Source organism: Kribbella jiaozuonensis (assembly GCF_005233875.1).
Classification (GTDB): Bacteria; Actinomycetota; Actinomycetes; order Propionibacteriales; family Kribbellaceae; genus Kribbella; species Kribbella jiaozuonensis.
This window is the reverse complement of the sequence record NZ_SZPZ01000003.1, coordinates 1,030,501-1,053,288: the sequence shown is the minus strand read 5'-3', so window position 1 is coordinate 1,053,288 and position 22,788 is coordinate 1,030,501. Positions and strand designations below refer to the sequence as shown.

Annotated in this window: 22 protein-coding genes; 12 read left to right on the top strand and 10 right to left on the bottom strand. The window is 68.3% G+C overall.

Going from position 1 to position 22,788, the window contains the following annotated elements:
* The first annotated feature begins 9 nt into the window (after positions 1-9).
* Positions 10-750 (top strand): SDR family oxidoreductase, encoded by a 741-nt coding sequence (locus FDA38_RS24820; RefSeq protein ID WP_137256454.1) that lies wholly within the window; start codon positions 10-12, stop codon positions 748-750.
* On the opposite strand, the gene FDA38_RS24815 is transcribed toward FDA38_RS24820, so the two are convergent.
* The 4 genes from FDA38_RS24815 to FDA38_RS24800 form a co-directional block, all read right to left on the bottom strand.
* Positions 739-1,038, bottom strand: a complete 300-nt coding sequence (locus FDA38_RS24815) for a thiamine-binding protein (RefSeq protein ID WP_137256453.1) — start codon at positions 1,036-1,038, stop codon at positions 739-741. The genes FDA38_RS24820 and FDA38_RS24815 overlap by 12 nt on opposite strands.
* On the bottom strand, positions 1,035-2,609 hold the full coding sequence (locus FDA38_RS24810) for an MDR family MFS transporter (protein ID WP_137256452.1): 1,575 nt from the start codon (positions 2,607-2,609) through the stop codon (positions 1,035-1,037). Before FDA38_RS24810 ends, FDA38_RS24815 begins: the two co-directional genes overlap by 4 nt.
* Positions 2,606-3,217 (bottom strand): TetR family transcriptional regulator, encoded by a 612-nt coding sequence (locus FDA38_RS24805; protein ID WP_137256451.1) that lies wholly within the window; start codon positions 3,215-3,217, stop codon positions 2,606-2,608. The genes FDA38_RS24810 and FDA38_RS24805 overlap by 4 nt, the downstream gene beginning before the upstream one ends.
* Before the next feature lie 71 nt (positions 3,218-3,288).
* Entirely contained in the window at positions 3,289-4,311 is a 1,023-nt protein-coding gene (locus FDA38_RS24800) for an aldo/keto reductase (RefSeq protein WP_233714905.1), read from the bottom strand.
* Between the two features lie 58 nt (positions 4,312-4,369).
* On the opposite strand from FDA38_RS24800, the gene FDA38_RS24795 reads away from it, so the two are divergent.
* On the top strand, positions 4,370-4,912 hold the full coding sequence (locus FDA38_RS24795; protein WP_137256450.1) for a hypothetical protein: 543 nt from the start codon (positions 4,370-4,372) through the stop codon (positions 4,910-4,912).
* On the opposite strand, the gene FDA38_RS24790 is transcribed toward FDA38_RS24795, so the two are convergent.
* Both FDA38_RS24790 and FDA38_RS24785 read right to left on the bottom strand, forming a co-directional pair.
* Entirely contained in the window at positions 4,869-5,357 is a 489-nt protein-coding gene (locus FDA38_RS24790; protein ID WP_202877802.1) for a methyltransferase family protein, read from the bottom strand. The genes FDA38_RS24795 and FDA38_RS24790 overlap by 44 nt on opposite strands.
* Complete coding sequence (locus tag FDA38_RS24785) at positions 5,350-5,823, bottom strand: MarR family winged helix-turn-helix transcriptional regulator (RefSeq protein WP_170989851.1); 474 nt, start codon at positions 5,821-5,823, stop codon at positions 5,350-5,352. The genes FDA38_RS24790 and FDA38_RS24785 overlap by 8 nt, the downstream gene beginning before the upstream one ends.
* A 38-nt stretch (positions 5,824-5,861) precedes the next feature.
* Here FDA38_RS24785 and FDA38_RS24780 point away from each other — a divergent pair, with 38 nt between their 5' ends.
* Positions 5,862-7,100 carry a glycosyltransferase family protein gene (locus FDA38_RS24780; protein ID WP_137256448.1) on the top strand — a complete coding sequence of 413 codons (1,239 nt, stop codon included), beginning with the start codon at positions 5,862-5,864 and terminating at the stop codon, positions 7,098-7,100.
* A gap of 6 nt (positions 7,101-7,106) precedes the next feature.
* On the opposite strand, the gene FDA38_RS24775 is transcribed toward FDA38_RS24780, so the two are convergent.
* Positions 7,107-8,063 (bottom strand): LuxR C-terminal-related transcriptional regulator, encoded by a 957-nt coding sequence (locus FDA38_RS24775; protein ID WP_137256447.1) that lies wholly within the window; start codon positions 8,061-8,063, stop codon positions 7,107-7,109.
* A gap of 167 nt (positions 8,064-8,230) precedes the next feature.
* Here FDA38_RS24775 and FDA38_RS24770 point away from each other — a divergent pair, with 167 nt between their 5' ends.
* The 6 genes from FDA38_RS24770 to FDA38_RS24745 all read left to right on the top strand — a co-directional run bounded on the left by FDA38_RS24770 (position 8,231) and on the right by FDA38_RS24745 (position 14,552).
* Positions 8,231-10,459 carry a glycoside hydrolase domain-containing protein gene (locus FDA38_RS24770; RefSeq protein ID WP_137256446.1) on the top strand — a complete coding sequence of 743 codons (2,229 nt, stop codon included), beginning with the start codon at positions 8,231-8,233 and terminating at the stop codon, positions 10,457-10,459.
* Complete coding sequence (locus FDA38_RS24765) at positions 10,446-11,750, top strand: glycosyltransferase (protein WP_137256445.1); 1,305 nt, start codon at positions 10,446-10,448, stop codon at positions 11,748-11,750. The genes FDA38_RS24770 and FDA38_RS24765 overlap by 14 nt, the downstream gene beginning before the upstream one ends.
* Positions 11,751-11,819: 69 nt before the next feature.
* Positions 11,820-12,266, top strand: a complete 447-nt coding sequence (locus FDA38_RS24760; protein WP_137256444.1) for a MarR family winged helix-turn-helix transcriptional regulator — start codon at positions 11,820-11,822, stop codon at positions 12,264-12,266.
* Positions 12,263-13,477 (top strand): MFS transporter, encoded by a 1,215-nt coding sequence (locus FDA38_RS24755; RefSeq protein WP_233714904.1) that lies wholly within the window; start codon positions 12,263-12,265, stop codon positions 13,475-13,477. The genes FDA38_RS24760 and FDA38_RS24755 overlap by 4 nt, the downstream gene beginning before the upstream one ends.
* Positions 13,478-13,511: 34 nt before the next feature.
* Positions 13,512-14,042 carry a TetR/AcrR family transcriptional regulator gene (locus FDA38_RS24750; RefSeq protein WP_202877801.1) on the top strand — a complete coding sequence of 177 codons (531 nt, stop codon included), beginning with the start codon at positions 13,512-13,514 and terminating at the stop codon, positions 14,040-14,042.
* 12 nt (positions 14,043-14,054) lie between these two features.
* Positions 14,055-14,552, top strand: a complete 498-nt coding sequence (locus FDA38_RS24745) for a DUF2867 domain-containing protein (RefSeq protein ID WP_137256442.1) — start codon at positions 14,055-14,057, stop codon at positions 14,550-14,552.
* Here the strand turns inward: FDA38_RS24745 and FDA38_RS24740 are convergent.
* Together FDA38_RS24740 and FDA38_RS24735 are read right to left on the bottom strand one after the other, a co-directional pair.
* Complete coding sequence (locus FDA38_RS24740) at positions 14,509-16,335, bottom strand: ABC transporter permease (RefSeq protein ID WP_137256441.1); 1,827 nt, start codon at positions 16,333-16,335, stop codon at positions 14,509-14,511. The two genes, FDA38_RS24745 and FDA38_RS24740, sit on opposite strands and share 44 nt — an antisense overlap.
* A gap of 69 nt (positions 16,336-16,404) precedes the next feature.
* On the bottom strand, positions 16,405-16,959 hold the full coding sequence (locus FDA38_RS24735) for a TetR/AcrR family transcriptional regulator (RefSeq protein ID WP_233714903.1): 555 nt from the start codon (positions 16,957-16,959) through the stop codon (positions 16,405-16,407).
* 115 nt (positions 16,960-17,074) lie between these two features.
* Between FDA38_RS24735 and FDA38_RS24730 the strand changes: the two genes are divergently transcribed.
* On the top strand, positions 17,075-19,705 hold the full coding sequence (locus FDA38_RS24730; RefSeq protein WP_137256763.1) for a bifunctional FO biosynthesis protein CofGH: 2,631 nt from the start codon (positions 17,075-17,077) through the stop codon (positions 19,703-19,705).
* Here the strand turns inward: FDA38_RS24730 and FDA38_RS24725 are convergent, their stop codons facing one another.
* Positions 19,706-20,011: a hypothetical protein gene (locus FDA38_RS24725; RefSeq protein ID WP_137256439.1), complete on the bottom strand. Its 306-nt coding sequence runs from the start codon at positions 20,009-20,011 to the stop codon at positions 19,706-19,708.
* A 148-nt stretch (positions 20,012-20,159) separates the two neighbouring features.
* On the opposite strand from FDA38_RS24725, the gene FDA38_RS24720 reads away from it, so the two are divergent.
* Complete coding sequence (locus tag FDA38_RS24720; protein WP_137256438.1) at positions 20,160-22,061, top strand: sensor histidine kinase; 1,902 nt, start codon at positions 20,160-20,162, stop codon at positions 22,059-22,061.
* A complete protein-coding gene (locus FDA38_RS24715; RefSeq protein WP_137256437.1) occupies positions 22,049-22,687 on the top strand; it encodes a response regulator transcription factor in 639 nt (212 codons plus the stop codon). Before FDA38_RS24720 ends, FDA38_RS24715 begins: the two co-directional genes overlap by 13 nt.
* Positions 22,688-22,788 lie beyond the last annotated feature (101 nt).

The window sequence follows — 22,788 nt, the reverse complement described above, 5'->3', positions numbered from 1 at the left end:
GCTGGAGCCATGAAAACAACCGGGAACACGATCTTCATGACCGGCGGTACGTCGGGTATCGGCCTCGAGCTCGCCCGCAGGTTCCGCGACCTCGGCAACACCGTGATCGTCAGCGGCCGCCGCAAGGACCTGCTCGACACGATCGCCGCCGAGGACGGGATCGAGGGCATCTACCTCGACGTCGCCGATCCCGCCTCGATCACGGCCGCGTTCGAGCAGGTGACGAGCACCTACGACGTCAACGTGCTGGTCACGATGGCCGGCATCATGCAGATCGAGGACCTTCGCGATCCGGGTCACCTGCCGACCGCGGAGCAGACGATCGACATCAACCTGCTCGGCACGATCCGGGCGATCGCGACCTTCACGCCGTACCTGCTGCAGCAGACCGATCCGGTGATCCTGACCGTTTCCTCCGGTCTCGCCTCGGTGCCGTTGACGATCACGCCGACGTACAGCGCGACCAAGGCCGCGATCCACAGCTACACCCAGAGCCTGCGGATCCAGCTCGCGGACACCGGCATCCAGGTGATCGAGCTGGTCCCGCCGGCTGTGCAGACCACGCTGATGAACCAGGAGAACGACGAGCGCGCGATGCCTCTCGACGAGTACCTCGACGAGGCGATGAGCATCCTCCAGCACCAGCCCGACACCGACGAGGTCCTGGTGGACCGGGTCCGCTTCCTCCGCCACGCCGAACGCGAGAACCGCTACGACGACGTGGTCGGCGTCCTGAACTCAGTCCACTAACGCCTGCTCGATCCGCTCGACCTTCGCGGTGAGCTGGCCGGTGTACCCGGGCCGGATGTCGGCCTTCAGAACCAGACTGACCCGGGGCGAGACGGCGGCGACCGCGTCGACGGCCTGTTTCACGACGGCCATCACCTCGTCCCACTCGCCCTCGATGTTCGTGAACATCGCGTTGGTCTCGTTGGGAAGACCGGAGGCGCGGACGACGCGGATGGCTTCGGCCACCGCCTCGCTCACACCTCCGGTCTCGTCACCGGCCGACGGGCTGATGCTGAATGCGACGATCATGCATCCAGGATGTCAGGCTCCTCAGCAGCGCGGCGCTCGGCTCCCGAAGTGGTGAGCAGCGCCTTCTCCTTGATGAACAAAACGGCGACCAGCGCGAGGATCGCGAACGGCACCGACATCATGAACAGATCCGCGGTGGCGTCGCCATACGCGTTCTCGACGACCGTCCGCACCTGCTCCGGCAGATCCTTGATGTTCGGTACGGCGCTACCGCCGCCGGACGAGCCGCCGCCCGGGTTCAGCGTCTCGGTCACCTTGTTCGCCAGGATCGCGCCGAGCACGCTGACGCCGATCGTGCCGCCCATGCTGCGGAAGAAGCTCACCGCCGACGTGGCGGCGCCCAACTCCCGGGCCGGTACGTCGTTCTGCGCGGCCAGCACCAGGTTCTGCATGACCAGGCCGATGCCGACACCGAGCACGAGCATGAACGACCACAGCATGTACTTCGACGTGTTCGCGTCGATCGTGCCGAACAGCGCCAGCCCGATCGGCAGCAGCACGCTGCCGATGACCAGGTAGATCTTCCACCGGCCGTACTTCGTGATCAGTCCACCGGCGATCGTCGACGCGACCATCATGCCGATGATCAGTGGCAGGCTCATCAGACCGGCCTTGGTCGGCGAGTAGCCCTGCGCGATCTGGAAGTACTGCGCGAGGAACACCGAACCGCCGAACATCGACACACCGACCAGCGCGCTGGCGATGATCGACAGCGTCACCGTGCGGTTGCGGAACAGGTCCATCGGGATGATCGGCTCGGGGTGCCGCCGCTCGACCAGCACCGCGGCCACGAGGACCACCAACGCGGCCCCGACCAGCCCGAAGCTCCAGCCGGAGACCCAGTCGAACTTGTTGCCGGCGAACGAGGACCAGACCAGCAACGTACTCACGCCGCCCATGATCAGGACCGCGCCCCACCAGTCGATCTTCACTTCTCGTCGTACCGTCGGCAGCTTCAACGTCCGCTGCAGCAGGATGATCGCCGCGAGCACGAACGGGACGCCGACCAGGAAGCAGGCGCGCCAGCCGAGCGGCGAGTCGACCAGGAAGCCGCCGAGCAACGGTCCGCCGACGGTCGCCGACGCGAAGATCGCGCCGAAGATGCCGGAGTACCGGCCGAGCTCACGCGGCGGGATGATCGCCGCCATCACGATCTGCACGAGAGCGATCAGACCGCCGCCGCCCAGACCCTGCAGGACCCGGCTGCCGAGCAGTACCTCGATGTTCGGCGCGAAGCCCGCGACCAGCGAACCGACGACGAAGAAACTCAGCGACAGCTGGACGAGCAGCTTGTTGTTGTAGAGGTCGGCCAGCTTGCCCCACAACGGCACCGTGGCCGTCATCGTCAGCAGCTCGAGCGTGACGACCCAGGTGTAGGAGGATTGGCTCGCGCCCAGGTCGTGGATGATCCGCGGCAACGCGGTCGACACGATCGTGCCGGCCAGGATGGCCACGAACAGCCCCATCATCAGACCGGACATGGCTTGCACGGTCTGCCGCGGGGTGAGTGCAACAGCGGCGGTGACCTCATCCGCCGCCGGTTCCGGCGTGGATGAAGACGTCGTCGTCATGAGATACCTCTCTGGTCGAAGGCAGGATCGATGCCTTGGGCAAGTAGTTGGAAGCCTTCGCGGACGAGCTCGAGGACCGGCCGGCCAGGCGCGGCCTTGTGCAGCTCCATCGCCACCCGGCAGGCGGCGCCGGCGGCGCTGACGATCAGCGCCGGGCGGGTGGAGCCGGCCGGTTCGCCCATCCGTTCCGCGAGGGCGGCGGTGAGTTGCCGCTCGTCGTCGATACTCGACAGCATCAGCTGGTACAGCAGGGTCGGGGAGCTCATGATCAGCTCACCCCGGCGGGACAGTTCGCCGTCGTTCTCCAGGTCGCGCAGGACGTCCTGGACGGCGTACCACATCGTGGTCAGCGGCGATTCCTCGGCGGGCGCGGTCCGCATCCGTTCCAGCGCCCGCTCGAGGTGCTCGGGATTGCGCCCGAGGATCGCGTGCTCCTTGTGCGGGAAGTAGTTGAAGAAGGTCCGCACCGAGACGTCGGCCGCCTCGGCGATCTCCTCGACCGTGACGTGGTCCGGCCCCTTCTCCAACGCCAGCCGCAACGCGGCGTCGGCGAGCGCGGCGCGTGTCTGCAGCTTCTTGCGCTCGCGCAACCCACCCTCAGCCCCCATGACAACGAGGGTAAGAAAAACTTGCAGTCAGTGCAAACTATTAATGCTGCAACTTTGCACAGCTGCAGATATCAGCCCTGACGGCGGACGAACTGAGGCAGCTGCAGGATGTTGTGCGGGTACGGGAGCGGGCGGTCGGCGGCCTCGGTCAGCCGGTCCATCTGCTCGTCGGTGAGGCTCCAGCCGGTTGCGCCGAGGTTGTCGGCGAGCTGCTCCGGAGTGCGGGCGCCGATGATCGGCGCGGTCAGACCCGGCCGCTGCACGACCCAGCGGAGCGCGACCTGAGCCGGAGTACGGCGTACTTCGTCTGCTACCGCTCGCACCGCGTCCAGGACGCGCCAGGTCCGGTCGTTGTCGTGGGCGTCCCAGTCGGCCTGGTTGCTGCGGCTGCCCTCGGGCGGACCGCCGGCGTCCTTGCTGTACTTCCCGGACAGCCAGCCGCCGGCCAGCGGACTCCAGGCGATCACGCCGGCGCCTTCGGCGAGGCAGACCGGGATCAGGTCGAGCTCGGCGTCGCGGTCGAGCAGGTTGTAGAGCGGCTGCAGGCAGACGTACGGCTCCCAGCCGTGCCCGCGGCTGAGGTCGATCGCCTTCTGCAACTGCCAGCCGGTCAGGTTGCTCGCGCCGATGAAGCGGACCTTCCCGCTGGTCACCAGCGCATCGAGAGTGCTGAGCGTCTCCTCGAGCGGGGTCGCGTCGTCGAAGACGTGGATCTGGTAGAGGTCGATGAAGTCGGTCTGCAGCCGTCGGAGACTGTCCTCGACTCCGGCGAGGATGTGCTTCCGCCCGGCACCGCGAACGGGCTGTCCGGGGCCGGCTTCGCCGTACACCTTGGTGGCGATGACCAGGTCGTCGCGGTTCTGTTTCTTCAGCCAGCTGCCGATGATCTCCTCGGAGGAGCCGGCGGAGTAGGTGTCGGCGGTGTCGATCATCGTGCCGCCGGCGGCGACGTACTCGTCTATGATCCGGTGGGCGGTGGATTCGTCCGTCTCACTGCCGAACGTCATCGTGCCGAGGCACAGCTCGGTGACCTGCAGGCCGGTCCGGCCGAGGAAGCGCTTGTCCATGCCGGTCAACGTACCTGGCCCTGCCATCCGATAAAATCTATATAAGCCTCTGACGCAGACTTCCTGTGTTCGGAGGCTTTTGTGTATGCCGACACTTCTCTACAAGGCCGCGGGCGACATCCGCGGCGACGACATCCTCCCCCTGAACCAACTCCGTGAGCGCTATCCCGACCTGTACGAACGCCACGCCGAGAAGTACGCCGACCGCCCGCAGGCGCTGAGCCGTCCGATCCCGCTCCTCGACTGCACCTGGACCGATGTCGTCTTCCTGTCACCGGTCCATCCGGCGCCGATCTTCGACGCGCTCCGCGAGTCCGGCCGGATCGGCCCCGGCTCGCTCCCCTACTGGACCATCGACGCCGACCTGCTCGACCCGCGCCAGACCTGCATCCTGCTCAAACGGCACGACCCGCTGTTCCGGCCACAACCGGCCGAGGACTACATCCCTTACAGCGCGGAGACCGTGGCCACTCTGTCCACGCCGTCAGCCAAGGCCCTCGACCGACTCCGCACTCTCAACACAACCGAACCCCTGCTCCCCTGGGCCGACATCCCGCATGTCCTGCATCGCGGGCCGATCCCGGTCAGCCTGTTCCGCGACGCCCACGGCCGAGCGGTGCGAACCTAGGCACCCAGGCAGGTACGGCCTGGCGGTACTCCTCGTACCGCCGGCCGTACTGCTCCTGCAGGATCGGCTCCTCGTAGCCCTTCACGAACGCGGCCATCACGGCCCACGCGATCACGCCGTACACAACGACTCGCCAGTCGAGGAAGACGAGCGCCTGGCCGAAGATCGCGGTGACGACGCCGACGTACATCGGGTTGCGGACGAAGCGATACTCGCCGCCGACCACCAACTCCTCGGTCGGCGCGACCGGCGCCGGCGTCCCGCGACCTTCCCGGACGAACCGCACGAACGCCCGCAGTACGACGAACGCCCCGATCGCCACCACGACGAATCCCGGCCAGAACCGCGGCGCCGCCCAGCCGCTCACCCACCACGGGATCACGCCGCCGACCATGCACGGCGCAGCGAAGAAGAACACCGTGCTTCCGAGCGCCGCCCTAATCACGGCCGACTCTTTCGATCACACGCTCGGCCAACTCGCAGAACGTCTCGAGCTCGGCCGGACTCAGGTCGGCGAACCAGTCGTCGATCGCCGCGACGTCGCCCGCGTCCCGCTCCCGCCAGTACGCCGAACTGTGATTAGTTGCTGATAGCAACTTGCGACGCTTGTCGGCAGGATCCGGCTCGACCGCCAGCAACTCCTTGCGCTGCAGGGCCGCGACGATCTGCGCGACATTCTGATGCGTGCTCCCCAGCGCGGCCGCGGCCTCCGCGAGCGACGGCTTCCCCATCGCCTTCACGGCGGTGATCAGCGCGGCCTGCTGCGTGGTCAATCCGTCCGCCCGCAGTCGCTCGTCCATCTCGTAGCGCAGCTTCTGCGCCAGCACCAACGTCGTCCGGAACGCCCGCACCGACGGCGCCAGCTCCGAACCCGCCCCGATCCCGAACAGCTTCTTGCTCCTGGAGGACATAGGCAATATATTACCTACCAACATCGAAGGGGGCAACCGTGATCTGCTTACTGCCGCACTGCGCCTACCTGTCCGAGACCTCCCGGATGCTCGAGCTCCACCGGGCCCTCACCGCACTCGGCATCGAGGTCCGGGTCGCCACCCACGGCGGTCCGCACGAGCGCCTGCTGACCGAAGCCGGGATCGAGTACGACGTCATCGGTCCCGGACTGTCCGCCACCCGCGCCGCCGCCTTCGTCGGTTCGGCCGTCGGCCTCGGCGATCCCCGGCAGAGCATGTACGACGACGCCGAGATCCGGACGTACATCGCGGCCGAGGCGGAGTACTTCCGCGCTCACGGGATCACGGTCGCCGTCACGGGATTCACGCTGACCACGTTGCTGTCGTCGCGGCTGACCGGCGTACGCGTGATCACCGAACACGCCGGGAGCTTCGTGCCGCCGGTCTTCGAGCGTCGCCTGCTCCCGGCGCCGACCCACCCGGTCGATCCGCGGTTGAAGCACGCACCGGACTGGCTGGCCCGGTTCCTGATCAACAGGTCGCCCAACCGGATCACGGCGTACTGCGGTGGCTTCAACCGCGTCGCGTCCGAGCTCGGCGTCGAGCAGATCCCAAGCCTGGCAGCGCTCCTGCTCGGCGATCTCTCGTTGGTGCCCGAGGTTCCGGAAGTGCTGGGGATCTCGGCCGCCGACCTGGCTGCATGGACTCCCGGCAAGGGCTATCGAGCCGGCGCACGACTCCGCGCGGTCGGGCCACTGTTCGCCCAACTCAACCTGCCGATGCCGGCCAGGGTGCAGTCGTTCCTCGATCGCCCCGGCCCGACCATCTACCTCGCCATGACGTCGACGCCGCCCGCGCAGGTCCGTACGGCGATCGCCGAGCTGAGCCGCCTCGACGTACGAATCCTCGTCGCCGGCACCATCCACGACCTCGGCGACCTGGCCACCGACCGCATCCTCATCGACGGCGTCCTCCCCAGCCACCTAGTCATGCCACAGGTCGACCTCGCCGTCACCACCGGCGGCCAGGGCAGCGTCCAGACGGCCATGGCCAGCGGTACGCCGCTCCTCGGCATCCCCTTGCACATCGAGCAGGACCTCAACATCGTCCTGGTCGAACGCCTCGGCGCCGCCCGCCGCGCGAGCACCCTCACCGAGCTCGCCACCCAGATGCTCGACACCGAGACCCATCACGAAGCCGCCGAACGAATCCAGAAGCTGTACGCCGCCGCCAACGGCCCGGCCGACGCCGCCGAAGCCATCGCCGAGCAGCTCTGACAAGGCTCACCGAGCGAGATACCGCCGTACGTCGTCGGCGACCTGCGCCCGGCTGTCCAGCTCGTATTTGCGCAGGATCGTGCTGAGGTGGGACTTCACCGTATTCAGGCTGATGCCGAGCTCGGTGGCGAGCTGGTCGTTGTCGTAGCCCTCGACCAGCAGGAGTGCGACGCCCTGCTGCGCGCGGGTCAGACTGGTGAAGCGTCGCTCCGGGCCTTCGTCGACGTCCAGCATCATCTCGATCAGCTCGGACTGCGTCTGCTCCGCGGTCAGGATCAACTCGGCCAGACGATCCCTGACCGCATCCGCCATCACTCCGGCGTCCAGCGCATCGCCCGCGATCGTGCGCAGTGACGCGATCCGGTTGGAGAGGTACTCCATGACGTGGTCGGAGGTGAGCACGTTCGGGGTGTCCTCGCCGGCCGGGAGCAGCCGCAGTGCTTGACGGTCCTCGTCCTCACGGCCCAGCACCCGGGCGACCATCTCGGCCAGCCATTCGAACGCCCGTACCGCGTTGTCGTCGTAGCTGTCCGGCGCGTAGCTCTGCATCGACACCATGCCGACCAGCTCGCCCGTCTGGCGGAACAATGGCACGGTGACGGCGTCGGCCGACTGCTTGCTCGTGTCGCCGCACGGCACACCCGCATTCAGCACGTCGCCGTTGTCGTACGCGAACCGATAGGTCTGGCGATGCTTGATCAACCAAGCCGTCTGGCCGTTCGGACCGTACGTGTGCGTGGCCGGATCGTCGAACTTGCCGCTGTCGTACCCGTACGGGAAGCGCACCCGGTTCGAGCCCTGCAGGAAGCCGATGTAGAAGGTGTCGACGCGGGCGAGCTTGCACGCCACGCCGCGGACGTAGTCGTACAGCCCGTGATGATCGGTCCGGTCCAGCGCCTGGATCTTGTGGAACGCCTCGCGCAGGATGATCGCGGTTTCCGCGTCGATCCGGAGCGAGCTCATGTCCTCCCCCTCCAGCGGCCGGAATCACCAGTATCCCCCAGCTTCCTCGGCCGGGGGCGCGGATCGCGGCGGCGCGGTCGTAACCTGCGCGTCTCGTTCGGTCATGCGGCTGAAACATGCGCTTCCTACTTTGAGAGTCCACGACAGCCGCGCGAGGCGGTGAGCCGATGTACGAGCACGTCGACCCGTTCATCGGGTCCGGCGCCACCGATCTGCCAACGCCTCAGGGTCTGGCGGCGACCTGGTGGTGGCCAAAACCCCAGGTCGGCAACACCCACCCGGGTGCCATGCACCCGTTCGGGATGGTGTCGGCCTGCCCGTACTCCGGCGCCTACCCGACCGGATACGGGCAGTACGACTTCAACACCGAGGGCGTGCCCGACCTGTTGTACGACCGCCCGGTCGCCTCCGGCTTCACGCACTTCCAGCAATCCGGCACCGGCGCCATCCGCAAGTACTACAACTACTTCCGGGTCACGCCGATGCTCGGACCGCTCGACGACCTGGGCACCACCTGGGACCTGCTCGAGGAGGTGGCCGAGCCCGGCTACTACGCGGCGACGCTGAGCTCGGGGGTGCACTGCGAGGTCACGGTCGGCCCAAAGTCGGCCGTCCACCAGTACACGTTCCCGGCGGATGACGCCGCCCGGATCGTCATCGACGCCTCGACCGGCGGCCTGGCCATCCCGCACAGCCGGACCGTGCCGCTGAAGGCCCACCTGGCGATGCTGGAGCCGGGCGTGGCCCAGGGCGAGATCCATGTCGAGGGGGTGCCGCTCGCCGTACACCTGGAGGTCGACGCCCCCGGCTGGCGGCAGCTGCTGTGGTACGACCGGCGCCTGATGCCCGGCGGTACCCGCCTCGACTTCGACTACATCCGGCCGACCACACTGCGGCCGTTCGGGCTGATGTTCATGGGTCCCTCGCGGGCCGAGCAGACCGTCGAGGTGCGGCTGGGTTTCTCGCTGCGCGGGTGCGAGAAGGCCCGCGAGAACCTGCACGCGGACGTCGGCCGTACCCAGGTCACGTTCGACGGGCGGCGGGACGAGACGGCAGCCACCTGGCGCGACCACCTCGGCAAGGTGACGATCAAGGCCGAGTCCGACGAGCAGGCAACGGTTTTCGGTACGGCGCTCTACCACTCGCTGGTCAAGCCGTGCTTCGCCCCGGACGAGAGCCCGTCGTGGACGACCGAGGGTCCCTACGCGTTCGACATCTGCACGATGTGGGACATCTACCGCACCCAACTGCCGCTGATGAACACCTTGTTCCCACAGCGTTCCGTAGAGCTGGCCGGGGCGCTGCTGTCGATCTGCGAGCAGGAGGGCAATCTGCCGATCGGCTACCGGATGGCCAAGGGTGCCGACCGGTTCTCCCGGCAGGGCAGCGCCCTCGCCCACACCTTCTTCGCCGACCTGTGCCAGCTGGATCTTCCCGGTATCGACTGGGACTGGGCCATGGTGCACCTGGAGATGGACCTGCGCCGGACGTACGGCGAGGACTACCTGGTGCACGGTGTGGCGCATCCGATCAGCCACACGCTCGATCTGGCGTACGCCTACCACTGCACCGCGGCGATCGCCCGCAAGGTACGCGACCGGACGCTGGCGCAGCAGATGGGCGACCTCGCCCAGGGCTGGCAGGCGGCGTACGACCCGGACACCGGCCTGCTGCGCGACTCAACGTTCTACGAGGGCGGCCGGTGGAACTACTCCTTCCGTCTGCTGCACGACATGCGCGCCCGGATCGCGCTCGCCGGCGGCGATGCGGCATTCGTGGGGCTGCTCGACCGCTTCTTCGGGTACAACGCCGGTCCGGTCACCCAGCCGGGGGTGGCGCCGAGCGTGGCCGAGATGAACGTCGGGTACGGCCTGAGCCGGTTCGAGGGATTGAACAACGAGCCTGACTACGAGGCGCCGTGGTCCTACCACTACGCCGGACGGCCGGACCGGACCGCCGAGGTGGTGCATGCCGCGGTCGCCAACCAGTTCGGCACCGGCCGGGGCGGGCTGCCAGGGAACGACGACTCCGGCGGGCTGTCCGCCTGGTACGTGTGGGCGACGCTCGGGCTGTTCCCGGTGGCCGGGCAGAACCTGTTCCTGCTGAGCGCGCCGGCCGTGGCGGAGTCCACCAGCCGGCTGCCGGACGGCGAACTGTCGATCACCACCACAGGATTCGAACCGGTCGAGGCGGGCGGACCGGTCTCCTACGTCCAGTCCGTCGCGGTGGACGGCAAGACCCTCGAACGCCCCTGGATCTCCGGCCGGGAACTACGGCACATCCGCAACCTGCACATCGAGCTCGGCCCGCAGCCGTCCCGCTGGGGCTCCCGGATCCGGCCACCATCAACATCCGACCCGCTGCACACCACTGGAGGTGGGCATGAACATCGCTGACAACACACTCGTTCCGTCCACACCCAACCGGCGGCTGGTCATCGTGGTCCGCGCCGACCCGGTGATCTGCGGGCACTCCGGTGAGGCGCGGTGCCTCGCGGAGGTGGCGCTCACCCGCGGGTTCGACGACGTACGGATCGTCACCTGGCCGCTGGATGCGCTGGAGGCGGCCGGGCTGCCGCTGAAACCACTCGACCGCGTGCTGCCGTACAGCCCGGGCATCACGGTCGAGCGGCCTTCGCCGGTTGGCGACTACCGGGTGCCGGACGGGCGCTATCTGTCCGGGCTGATCGGGCGGCTGATCGAGCTGTTCAGCGACGGAGTGCCGACGGTGGCGATGTCGCTGTACCTGAGCCCACACACGATCGCCGTACAAGAGGCCGTCCAGGTGGCGCGCCTGGTCGGGCCCGCACAGGTCGTCACAGTGGCTGAGGCGGTCGGCTCCGACATCACCAACGTGGTGCGCGACTGCGTGTCCAGCGGCAGGTTCGGGGCGGCCGCGCACATCCTGTCGGTCTACCTCGCGGCCGACCACTGCGTGGCGGTGTCGGAGTACACCAAGGACCTGATCGTGGCCTCGGCCGCGACCCTCGACGACATGCACGGTACGACGTTCGCGCAGCGGTGCCGTGAGCGGATCGCCATCTCCTACCCGGCCGTCGACTCCTGGACCTACCTGTCGCTCACCGACGACAGGATCGCCGAAACCCTTACCCGACGGGGCCTTTCGAGGGACGGGTACGTGCTGTTCCTGTCCCGGATCGCGTCGGCGAAGGGCATCGACGACCTGATCGACGCGTACGCCGGCTCACGGTCGGCCGAGCGGATGCCGCTGGTCCTGGCCGGGCGCGGTCCGCACGAAGCTGCGGTAGTGGCGCGGGTGGCGGCCTTGGGCTTGGGCGAGCGGGTGCGGGTGCTGACCGACGTGGACGACGCGGAGAAGCCGGCGCTGATGGCGGGGAGCGCGGCGTTCGTGCTGCCGACCCGCGAGCAGCCGGAGTTCGTGGAGACGTTCGGGATCGCGCTGGTCGAGAAGGCCCTCGCCGGCGGCGGGCCGATCATCACCTGCGCGACGGGCGGCGTACCCGAGGCCGTCGGCGATACGGCTCTGCTGGTGCCGCAGCACGACCCGGCCACGCTGCGGACCGTGCTCGACGAGGTCGTGTGCGACTGGACCCACGAGCAGCGGGCGGCGGCCGAGCGGCGCGCACGGGCGTACGCGTTGCAGTTCGACCGGGTCGCGGTGTTCGACCGCCTCTTCGCCCGCGCCGCGGCGCCCGCCGTCGCCTGAGTTCGGGCTGCGGGGTGATCTCGTTCACTCCTGTGGATATACATAGCATTCCTATGTATATTTGTCAGTGTGATTGCTACGGATCTGACTCGGCTCGGCGAGGATGTCGTCGTCGCGTCGTCGCGACTGACCCGGATGGCGACCCGGGACGTGAACACGCTGCCGCATGCCGCGATGCGCGTGCTCGGCCGGCTGGACGAGCTGGGCCAGGCCCGGATCAGTGAGCTGGCCAAGGCCGACCGGTGCTCCCAGCCGACGATGTCCAATCTCGTCCAACGCCTGGAGGAGCAGGGCTCGGTCCGCCGCGCGGCCGACCCGGCCGACTCCCGCGCCAGCCTGATCAGCCTCACCGATGCCGGCCTCGCCGAACTGAACAGCGCCCGGCGGCAGGCCGGGGTCGCCCTGGCCTCCCGGCTTCACCAACTCTCCGCGACGGACCTCACCACACTGCAGGCCGCGGTCGCCGTCATCCACAAACTCCTCACCCTCGAACCTCTGGAGGACACGCCCCGGTGAGCAACTCATCGTTCCTGAAGCAGCCCAAGTCCGTCTGGGCGGTCGCGTTCGCCTGCGTGATCGCATTCATGGGCATCGGCCTGGTGGACCCGATCCTCAAGCCGATCGCCGAGCAGTTGCACGCGAGCCCGTCCCAGGTCTCGCTGCTGTTCACCAGTTACATGGCGGTCATCGGTGTCGCGATGCTGATCACCGGCGCGGTCTCGAGCCGGATCGGCGCCAAGCGCACCCTGCTGATCGGCCTGGCCATCATCGTCGTCTTCAGCGCGCTGGCCGGCGCGTCCAACAGCATCGGCATGATCGTCGCCTTCCGGGCCGGCTGGGGCCTCGGTAACGCGCTCTTCATCGCGACCGCCCTCGCCACGATCGTGAACTCGGCCGCCGGTTCGGTCGCCGAGGCGATCATCCTGTACGAGGCCGCCCTCGGGGTCGGCATCGCGGCCGGCCCGCTCGTCGGCGGTGAGCTCGGCACGATCTCCTGGCGCGGCCCGTTCTTCGGCGTCGCCGTACTGATGACGATCGCGCTCGCCGCGACCGCATTCCTGCTACCCGCCTCGCCGCCGGAAGCCCGCCGTACGTCGATCCTCGAGCCGCTGAAGGCATTACGGCACCGGTCGCTGGCGACTGTGGCGATCACCGCACTGCTGTACAACTTCGGCTTCTTCACGCTGCTCGCGTTCACCCCGTTCCCGCTGGCGATGTCGGCGCGGCAGATCGGCCTGATCTTCTTCGGCTGGGGTCTATGTCTCGCGTTCACCTCGGTGTTCGTGGCGCCGCGACTGCAGCGCCGGTTCGGCACGCTGCCGGTCGCGATGACCGTGCTGCTGCTGTTCAGCGCGGACCTTGCAGTGATGGGCCTGTTCGCCCACCACAAGGCGGTCCTGGCGATCGGCGTGGTCGTGGCCGGGCTGTTCCTCGGCATCAACAACACCCTGATCACCGAGGCCGTCATGTCAGCGGCTCCGGTCGAGCGCGGCACGGCCTCCGCGGCCTACTCCTTCGTCCGCTTCTCCGGCGGCGCCGTCGCACCATGGCTGGCCGGCAAGCTCGGCGAGGAATTCAACATCCAACTCCCCTTCTACGTAGGCGCAATCGCCGTCCTCCTCGCCGTCGGCGTCCTGGCCTCCGGCTGGAAGCCCCTCTCCCACCTACGAGTCCCCACCAACCACTCCGAGACCGAAGCCGAAGCCCTCACCGTCGCCGACGCCTGACCGACCATACCAAACCGTATGGTATGGTCTGCGTGTGGTGACGCGGACTGAGTGGTTGGATGCTGGGCTCGATTTGTTGGCGACCGAGGGGGCGCCGGCGATCACCATCGAGCGGTTGACGGATCAGCTCGGGGTGACCAAGGGGTCGTATTACCACCACTTCGGGAGTGCCGCCGGGTTCAAGACGGCGCTCATGGAGTACTTCGAGGCGCAGTACACCACCCGGTTGATCGACGCCATCCAGCAGGAGAACGCCAAGCCGCGGGCGAAGTTGGAGCATTTGTTGCGGTTGGTGCTGGCGGATCCGGACAGTGCGGCGTTGGAGATTGCTGTGCGGGCGTGGGCTTTGCAGGATCCCGACGTGCGGGCGGCGCAGGAGCGGGTGGACGAGGCGCGGACGGCGTACCTGAAGGAGCTGTGTCGTGGGCTGGGGGCCGACGTTGACGCAGATCGGTTCGCGCAGTTGCTGTATCTGATTCTGATCGGGGCCGAGCAGGTCTTGCCGCCGATCGAGCGGGCGAATCTGCGCGAGATCTACGACCTCACTCTCCGCCTGATCGATTAGAGGGAGCGAACGATGCCGACCACACTGCACGAGCTCGACGACCTGATCCCGGTCATGGACGAGATCGACGTGAAGACCGCGCGGGGCGACGTGACGCTGCGGGAGTTCATCGCGGGCGCGCTGAGCCACAGCCCGTTGTGGGTCAAGGGATTGTTCGCCATCCGGATCGCGGTCGCGACGGTACTGCGCCTCGAGACGGCAACCGTGCCCGACTCGCGGCGAATTCGGCCGGAGACCGTCAGCTTCACGCCGGGCGAGAAGGACGCGTTCTTCACGGTCGTGCGCGGCGAAGAGGACCACTATCTGCTGCTGAGGATCTCGGACAACCACCTGATCGGGTATCTCGCGTTCTTCACCGACAACGAGCGCCCGGCCACGTTCAAGGTGGTCACCCTCGTGCAGTTCCTGCGGCCGGCGGGTCGGTTCTACTACAACTTGATCCGCCCGTTCCACCACCTCGTCCTGCTCAGTATGTGCCGAGCCGGCGAGACGTCGCGCGATAAGCAGTGAGCGCTGCCGCCGTACCGACAACCACCAGGGCCGACGCGAAGATCAACCCAAGCAGCCGCCACGGAATCGCCAACGCTGCAAGGCCGTAAGGACCCGCCGCAATCCCGGCCATCGCGGCCGCGGCAACCAAACCTCCAAGCAGTACGCCGACCACCACAACCGTCGCGGACTCCACCACAGCGATCGCAACAACCTGCCCACGCGTCAATCCGGCCATCCGCCCCAGCGCGAACTCGCGCCGCCGATCAGCCGTCGACATCACGACCGCATTGACCACCGCGACGGCCGTGAAGACCCCCGCCAACCCCATCAGCGCAGCGAACAGGCCCGAGTTGCTCCGCTGCTGCGCCTCACCGCGCGCCTCCGCCCACTCCTCCACGGTCTGACCGTCCATCGTCGCGCCGGGCGCGAGCTTGACCAACGTCTCGGTCCGCCCACCCGCCGGCAGCAGGCTCCGCGGGATGAAGAAGTTCTCGCTGACATTCAGCGTCTCCGGCATGATCGCAACGACCTTCACCGCGACCACCCTGTTGCCGAGAGCAACCTTCAGGATCGACCCGAGTTTGTACCCCTCCACCGCCATCCCGGGCCCGATCGCGATCGTTCGCCCGGTCAGCCGATCCAGCGAACCCTTCCGCGGCCGCAGCTTGTGCGTCTGCTGGTACGCCGCCGCATCGATCCCGATCGCCTCGGAGTACACCGTGTTCTTCCCACGCGTGACGACGATCGGTACGGCGGTCTGCGTCGACGCCGCCACGATCCCCGGCCCCGGCGCAACCGCATGATCAACGACAACGTCCGCCGTGATCAGCCGTTCCTGCTCCACCCCGACCGCCTTCGCCAGCGAGCCGAACGTCCCCCACAATCCGACGACCAGCCCGACCAGCACGATCAAGGGCGCCGCCGTCGCCGCGCTTCGCCGTACCGCGTGCAGCACGCCGGCCCGCGCGAGATCCGCGATCAAGTTGCCCCGGACAACGACCGCGGGGACCCGACCGACGAGCGGTACGACGACCGGACTCAGCTGGCTCAACGCGACCGACCCGCTGATCATCACGACCAGCCCGATCATCAACCCCGCAACGAGATCGCGCGCCGCCTGCGCCGCGATCACCAGCACCACCGTGCCGAACGTGGCCGACAGCCCCCAGAACCATCGCCAGCCAGTCATCACCCGCCGCGCAGCCGATCCCTCCACGACCGCCTCCAGCGCGTTGATCCGCGACGCCCGCCAGGCAGCGGCGAGTACGCCGGCCAGCGCCGTACTGACGCCGACGATCATCGCCGCCCACACCGCACCCTGATCCCACGGCGCCTCGAACCAGCTCGGCAACATCCCCAGCCGTACGAGCAGCCACGACTGAGCCCACGTCGCCAGCACTCCGAGCGGCAGACCGACCACGCTGCCCACCAGCCCGAGCAGTCCGGCCTCGGTGACCACCATCAAGCACAGATAGCCCCGTTGCGCACCCACCAGTCGCAGCAACCCGAACTCCCGCCGCCGCTGCACCGTCACGAACCCGAACGTCGTACTGACGATGAACACGCTCAGGAACACGGCCAGCATGACCGACATCCCCAGCAGTGTCGCGGCCCCGACGTACCCCTCCCGCACCTCGGCCCGCTGGTACGCCGACAGTCCTGCCGGCAGCACGGGCCGATCCGTCGCAGCCAGCATCTGCAACCCGGACTGGACCAGCCCAACCCCTAGTGCAACAGCAACCACCGCACCGGCGAACAGCTGCCACCTGGTCCGCAGCGCCCCGACAGACAACCTCAGCATGCCCCCAGCCAACCTTCTGCCACAGCCGGAGACCCTGGCCTGAACACCCGGCTACAGGTAGCCCCTGCGCTACCTCAGCACCTGCACCAGCGCAGCCACGTCCTGCTGGTCGATCTCACGCGCACCTATCAGCGCCTGCATCAGCAAGCCATCCAGTGCTGCCACCAGCAGCCGCGCCTTCTGCGGATCCGCAGTGAACGTCCGCGCGATCTCGGTCAACGGCTCCAACCACGCGCCGGCCGTCTCGCGGAGCTCCGGTCGGCGCGCGGCGTACAGGTACAGCTCGTAGAGCGCCAGCGTCCGGCCACGCCGCCGTACAACGCTGTGCTCGATCAACCGCGCCAGTTCGTCGGCCGGGCGTGCGCCCAGCTCGCTGCCCCGACCGTGCAGCTCGACGGCGAGATCGTCCGCGGCCGAGCGGAGTGCGGCGACGAGGAGATCGTCCAGCGTCGGGAAGTGGTATGTGATCGAAGCGACCGAGACATCGGCCGCAGCGGCCACCGCACGATGGCTCACACCTGCGACTCCGTCGCGTTCAATGACGGTCAGCGTCGCGCGCAGCAGCTCGTTCCGCCGCTGCTCACCGCGCAGCCGTCGGCCGTCCACAACCCTCCTGACCTGCACGAACAGCAAACTATCAGGACGTCTGTACGGATTGTTTTTGGTGCCCGGAATCGCGAGATCGACCGGTTTTCCCGTCTTAGGCTCGGATTTCGTGGCCAACGATTTCAGTACTGCGATGCGGCGCGCGTTGAAGCGTGCGGACGACGGCAAGACCCTCGACCCGGCGGAGGCGGAGGTGCTGCTCGGCGCGAGCGGCGACGCGCTGACCGCACTGATGGCGACCGCGGCCCGCGTTCGCGACCAGGGCCTGGCCGACGCCGGCCGGCCCGGCATCGTCACGTACTCGAAGAAGGTCTTCATCCCGCTGACCCGGCTGTGCCGGGATCGCTGCCACTACTGCACGTTCGCGACGACGCCCGGTCGCGTGCACGCGCCGTACCTGTCGCCGGACGAGGTGCTGGAGATCGCGCGGCAGGGAGGGGCCCTGGGCTGCAAGGAGGCGCTCTTCACGCTGGGCGATGCGCCCGAGGACCGGTGGGACGCGGCACGGCAGTGGCTGGAGGAGGCCGGGTACGACAGCACGCTGGACTACGTGCGGGCGATGGCGATCCGGGTCCTCGAGGAGACCGGTCTGCTGCCCCACCTGAACCCGGGCGTGATGTCGTGGCAGGACCTGCAGCGGTTGAAGCCGGTCGCGCCGAGCATGGGGATGATGCTGGAGACCACCTCGCGGCGGCTGTTCGAGGAGAAGGGGCAGCCGCACTTCGGGTCGCCGGACAAGGACCCCGCGATCCGGCTGCGGGTGCTGGAGGATGCGGGTCGGTCGAACGTGCCGTTCACGACCGGACTGCTGATCGGGATCGGCGAGACGCTGCCCGAGCGGGCGGACTCGATCTTCGCGCTGCGCAAGGTTGCGCGGCAGTACAACGGGATCCAGGAAGTCATCATCCAGGGGTTCCGGGTGAAGCCGGACACGGCGATGCGCAACGACGCCGACGTACCGCTGGACGAGTGGCTGGCCGCGATCGCGGTCACGCGGATCGTGCTCGGGCCGCGGGTGCGGGTGCAGGCGCCGCCGAACCTGGTTGACCTGGCTGAGTGCCGCGCTTTGCTCGACGCCGGCGTGGATGACTTCGGCGGGGTGTCGCCACTGACTCCGGACCACGTGAACCCGGAGCGGCCGTGGCCCCAGATCGACGACCTGGCGAAGGTTACGGCGGACGCGGGCTTCGTACTGCGTGAGCGGCTCACGGCGCATCCGGAGTACCTGCGTGAGCCGTGGTTGGACCCGCGGCTGATCTCGCACGTCGAGGCATTGGTCGACCCGGCCACCGGCCTGGCCAACGAGGACGCCAAGCCCGTCGGCCTGCCCTGGCAGGAGCCGGACGGCGGCTGGGACAGCGTCGGCCGCACCGACCTCCACACGGCGATCGACACCGAGGGCCGCCGCACGGAGACCCGCTCGGACTTCGACGCGGCGTACGGCGACTGGGACGTACTGCGCGAGGACGTCGCAGCCCGGCGAGCCGCAGAAGCAGCGGCCGCTGAAGCAGCCGCGGCAGGCGCGGCAGGCGCGGCAGGCGCGGCAGGCGTGGGCGGCGTGGGCGGCGTGGGCGGCGTGGGCGGCGTGGCCGGGACATCGGCCGGCGGGCCGACCGCTCCCGACGCCAGCTCCCCCGAGCGGATCTCGGCCGACGTGAAGGCGGCCTTGGCCGCCGCTGAGCGTGACCCGGCCGGGCTCTCCGACGCCCAGGCGCTGACGTTGATGACCGTGACCGGGCCTGCGCTCGACGAGCTTGCGCAGATCGCCGACAACTTGCGTAAGGCAACGGTCGGCGACGACGTCACCTATGTGGTGAACCGGAACATCAACTTCACCAACGTCTGCTACACCGGCTGCCGGTTCTGCGCGTTCGCCCAGCGCCGCACCGATGCCGACGCCTACTCCCTCTCGATGGACGAGGTCGGCCAGCGCGCCGAGGAGGCCTGGGTCATCGGCGCGACCGAGGTCTGCATGCAGGGCGGCATCCACCCGGACCTCCCGGGTACGGCGTACGCCGATCTCGTCCGCGCGGTCAAGGATCGCGTGCCGGAGATGCACGTCCACGCGTACTCCCCGATGGAGATCGTGAACGGCTCGGTCCGCACCGGTCTGTCGATCGAGGAGTTCCTGATCTCGGTGAAGGAGGCCGGCCTGGACAGCATCCCCGGTACCGCCGCCGAGATCCTCGACGACGACGTGCGCTGGATCCTCACCAAGGGAAAGTTGCCCACGGCAAGCTGGATCGAGGTGATCAGTACGGCGCACAAGGTCGGCCTGCCGTCCAGCTCGACGATGATGTACGGCCATGTCGACGCACCGCACCACTGGGTCCAGCACCTGCGCACGATCGCCGCCGTCCAGGATCAGACGGGTGGGTTCACCGAGTTCGTCCTGCTGCCGTTCATCCACCAGAACTCGCCGATCTACCTGGCCGGGGTCGCGCGCCCGGGTCCGACGTACGACGAGAACCGCGCGGTACACGCGATGGCGCGGATCATGCTGCACGGGCGGATCGACAACATCCAGTGCTCGTGGGTGAAGCTCGGCGTCGACGGCTGCGTCGCCGTACTGAACGGCGGCGTCAACGACATCGGCGGCACGCTGATGGAGGAGACCATCAGCCGGATGGCCGGCTCCAAGCACGGCAGCCGCAAGTCGATCGCCGAACTCACCGCAATGGCGACCGCTGCCGGGCGCCCGGCCCGGCAGCGCACCACGACGTACGGCGAGGTCCCGGCCCGCCCGTCTCTCGAGCTCGCCTGATCACGTCACCGGGTCGAGGTCGACGGCGCGTGAACGCCGCTTGGCCCCGACCCGGTGACCAACGGTGACGAGGACGAAGCCCGCGGCGTAGATCCCCGCGGTGACACCGAGGTAGCCGAGCGGCAACGTCTCCGGGTCGGCCGGGAAGGCCTGATGGCTGTCGCCGACCCACGCCCTCAGCAGGTAGAGCGTCTGGAACGTGAAGCAGTAGGCGAAGATCGCGATGTACGCGACGTACGCGGACAGGCGGTTCCGCAGGAAGAATCCGAGCGGAAAGGCGAACAGAACGGTGGCGATGGCAATCATCGGAGTCCCCTCCTCGAGTAGCTGACTCCTTCACGGTCGCCTTCTCGGTGGGTGTACCGCATCGGTGCTGTCGCCGGATCTTGCCTGTGGACAGCCGCTACGTGCTGGCACTGGTGCGCGGGCGGCCGTCCGCGGTCATCATGTGGATGTGCCCCGGCGTCGGCGTTCGGTCGCTGCCGCGACGGTCCTGTTCGTCGCGGCCGCCGTCGTACGCGCGGTGCTCGCCTACGGCCCGTGGTCGATCGGGCAGCCGGCCGACTGGCCGATCACGACCGCGCTGCTGCTCCCTGCCTTGCTGCTGGGTTGGCTGGTCGTCGTACGTGCTCCGGCGAGTCCGATCGGCCCGGCTTTGGCGCTGACCGCGACCGTCCCCGCGCTCGTCTTCACCGTCGAGGACTGGGGCTCGTCGGCGCGGACCTCGAGTCCGTGGCCGGGGGCATCCGTTGTCGACAAGGTCGCGGTCGGCGCCTGGCCGTGGCTCTTCCTCGGGTTTGTCACGTTGGTCCTGCTGTTCCCCGATGGCCTGCTCCCCGGTCGGCTGTGGCGATGGATCTGGGCGGCGATGCCGGTTTCGGCGGCGCTGGTGAACTTCGTCGTCTCCCGCGAGGACGCCGTGCGAACCGGCACCACGCCAGCGCACGCAGTCCTGATCGTCATCGCCTTCGCTGCCTTCCTGGCCACGTTGCTCGCGGCCGCGTCCAGCCTCGTTGTGCGCTATCGACGTGGCGATCCGCTCACCCGGCAGCGGCTGCGCTGGCTGATGGCCGCGGCCGTCGCCGTACCGATCCTGCTGGGTCTGAGCTGGTTGGCGACCGCACTGGGCGCGCCCGGCAGCTTGGCGTACACCTGGTTCCTGATCGCGATGCTGGTGCTGGTCCCGGGCGCGATCACGGTCGCGATCCTGCGCCACGACCTGTTCGACATAGATCGGCTGCTCGGCGCGACCGTGAGCTGGCTCGTCACGACGCTGATCTCGGCGGGCGTGTTCGCAGCGGTGGTCGTCGTGACCGGCGGGTTCTTCCCCGACCGGGTCGGCGTTACGACGGCCGCCTTTGTGACCGCGCTGGTCCTGCTTCCTGTCTACCACTGGATCCATCGCACAGTGGGCCGGTTGGTCGATCCGGATCGCACGGTCGCGCTGGCCCGGATCCGCGACTTCGTACGGCGAGTGCGCGACGGCGAGGCCGAGCCGGAACAGATCGAGGCCGTACTGCGCTCCGCCCTCGACGACCCCGGCCTGCAGGTCCTGCTGCGACGACCCGGCTCCGAGCTCGAACCGCCCGCCGGCGCGATCCCGTTGCAGACCGGCGATTCCGTGGTCGGTGCCCTGGTCCTCGGTACGACGTCTGCGCGTCGAGTCCGGCGCGCTCGGGAAGCAGTCGTCGAAGCGCGCCTGCCGATCGAGGTGAGTCGACTGCAGCTCGAGCTCCGGGAGGCACTGACTGAGGTTCGGACCAGTCGAGCTCGATTGATGGACGAGGTGAACGCTGAGCGGCATCGCCTGGAGCGTGACTTGCACGACGGCGCCCAGCAGCAGTTGATCGCGATCGGGATGCGGCTACGGTCCGTGCAGTACCAGCTCGAGCCCGGCCTACCGGCGTACCGCGAGCTCGATGAGGTAGTCGAGACGCTGGAGGAGACCGTCGCGGAGCTGCGGCGGATCGCGCACGGGGTGCGGCCGAGTCGGCTCGATGACGGTCTCGCGGTGGCGCTGCGACACCTGGTCGCGGACAGCACGCTGCCGGTCGACCTCGTCGTACCTGAGCTGGAGGTCGGCGAGGGCGCCGCCACAACCGTCTACTTCACTGTCGGTGAGGCGATCGCCAACGCGCTCAAGCACGCGCGGGCGACCCGGATCTCGATCTCGGTCGGGCTGTCGGATCAGGTACTGCGCGCGGTGGTGCGCGACGACGGTGTGGGCGGGGCGAAGGAAGGGTTCGGGCTGACGTCATTGCGAGACCGAGTCGCCTCGGTTGGCGGAGAGTTCACCGTGGACAGTCCGCCCGGCGCCGGAACCTCGATCACGGTGGAGATCCCATGCGCATCGTGATCGGCGAGGATTCCGCCTTGTTTCGTGAGGGTTTGAGCCGCCTGCTCACCGAGAACGGCCACGACGTGGTCGGTACGGCGGACGCCGCGGACGAACTGGTCGACGTGGTGCGCGCGGTCGATCCCGATCTGACCATCATCGACGTACGGATGCCGCCGACGATGACCGACGACGGCGCACGGGCGGCCGTGATCCTGCGGGCGGAGTCGCCGGCGCGGCCGATCCTCATGCTGTCGCAGCACATCGAGACGCGTCACGTGGTCGGGCTGGTCGGCACCGGCGGGTTCGGCTATCTGCTGAAGGATCGGGTACTCCGCGTCGGGGACTTCCTCGACGCGATGCGCCGGGTGGTGGACGGCGGCTCCGCGCTCGACCCTGCGATTGTCGCCGCGCTGGTGACGCCGACGCGTATCGACGATCCGGTGGCCGCGTTGTCGGCGCGAGAGCGTGAGGTGCTCGCGCTGGTGGCTGAAGGGCGCTCGAACAGTGCGATCGCCGCGCACCTCGTCCTCGCCGAGCGGACGGTCGAGAGCCATATGCGCAGCATCTTCCAGAAGCTCCGCATCGACGAGGCGCCGGACACCCACCGCCGCGTGCTCGCCGTCCTCACCCAGCTGCGTCGGTGAGTGTCTTGACGAGTGGTTAGTTGTTGCAGAAGGCAACATCTGCACGGAAAGTGAGGGAAGTTTCACTGAGCGTTGCCTACTTCAAAGGCAATGCAAATGTT

Excerpts from the sequence above, each read along its gene's own strand:
- FDA38_RS24820 (WP_137256454.1), top strand. The coding sequence starts at position 10 with ATGAAAACAACCGGGAACACGATCTTCATGACCGGCGGTACGTCGGGT.
- FDA38_RS24815 (WP_137256453.1), bottom strand. The coding sequence starts at position 1,038 with ATGATCGTCGCATTCAGCATCAGCCCGTCGGCCGGTGACGAGACCGGA.
- FDA38_RS24810 (WP_137256452.1), bottom strand. The coding sequence starts at position 2,609 with ATGACGACGACGTCTTCATCCACGCCGGAACCGGCGGCGGATGAGGTC.
- FDA38_RS24805 (WP_137256451.1), bottom strand. The coding sequence starts at position 3,217 with ATGGGGGCTGAGGGTGGGTTGCGCGAGCGCAAGAAGCTGCAGACACGC.
- FDA38_RS24800 (WP_233714905.1), bottom strand. The coding sequence starts at position 4,311 with ATGGCAGGGCCAGGTACGTTGACCGGCATGGACAAGCGCTTCCTCGGC.
- FDA38_RS24795 (WP_137256450.1), top strand. The coding sequence starts at position 4,370 with ATGCCGACACTTCTCTACAAGGCCGCGGGCGACATCCGCGGCGACGAC.
- FDA38_RS24785 (WP_170989851.1), bottom strand. The coding sequence starts at position 5,823 with ATGTCCTCCAGGAGCAAGAAGCTGTTCGGGATCGGGGCGGGTTCGGAG.
- FDA38_RS24775 (WP_137256447.1), bottom strand. The coding sequence starts at position 8,063 with ATGAGCTCGCTCCGGATCGACGCGGAAACCGCGATCATCCTGCGCGAG.
- FDA38_RS24770 (WP_137256446.1), top strand. The coding sequence starts at position 8,231 with ATGTACGAGCACGTCGACCCGTTCATCGGGTCCGGCGCCACCGATCTG.
- FDA38_RS24765 (WP_137256445.1), top strand. The coding sequence starts at position 10,446 with ATGAACATCGCTGACAACACACTCGTTCCGTCCACACCCAACCGGCGG.
- FDA38_RS24745 (WP_137256442.1), top strand. The coding sequence starts at position 14,055 with ATGCCGACCACACTGCACGAGCTCGACGACCTGATCCCGGTCATGGAC.
- FDA38_RS24740 (WP_137256441.1), bottom strand. The coding sequence starts at position 16,335 with ATGCTGAGGTTGTCTGTCGGGGCGCTGCGGACCAGGTGGCAGCTGTTC.
- FDA38_RS24730 (WP_137256763.1), top strand. The coding sequence starts at position 17,075 with ATGCGGCGCGCGTTGAAGCGTGCGGACGACGGCAAGACCCTCGACCCG.
- FDA38_RS24725 (WP_137256439.1), bottom strand. The coding sequence starts at position 20,011 with ATGATTGCCATCGCCACCGTTCTGTTCGCCTTTCCGCTCGGATTCTTC.
- FDA38_RS24715 (WP_137256437.1), top strand. The coding sequence starts at position 22,049 with ATGCGCATCGTGATCGGCGAGGATTCCGCCTTGTTTCGTGAGGGTTTG.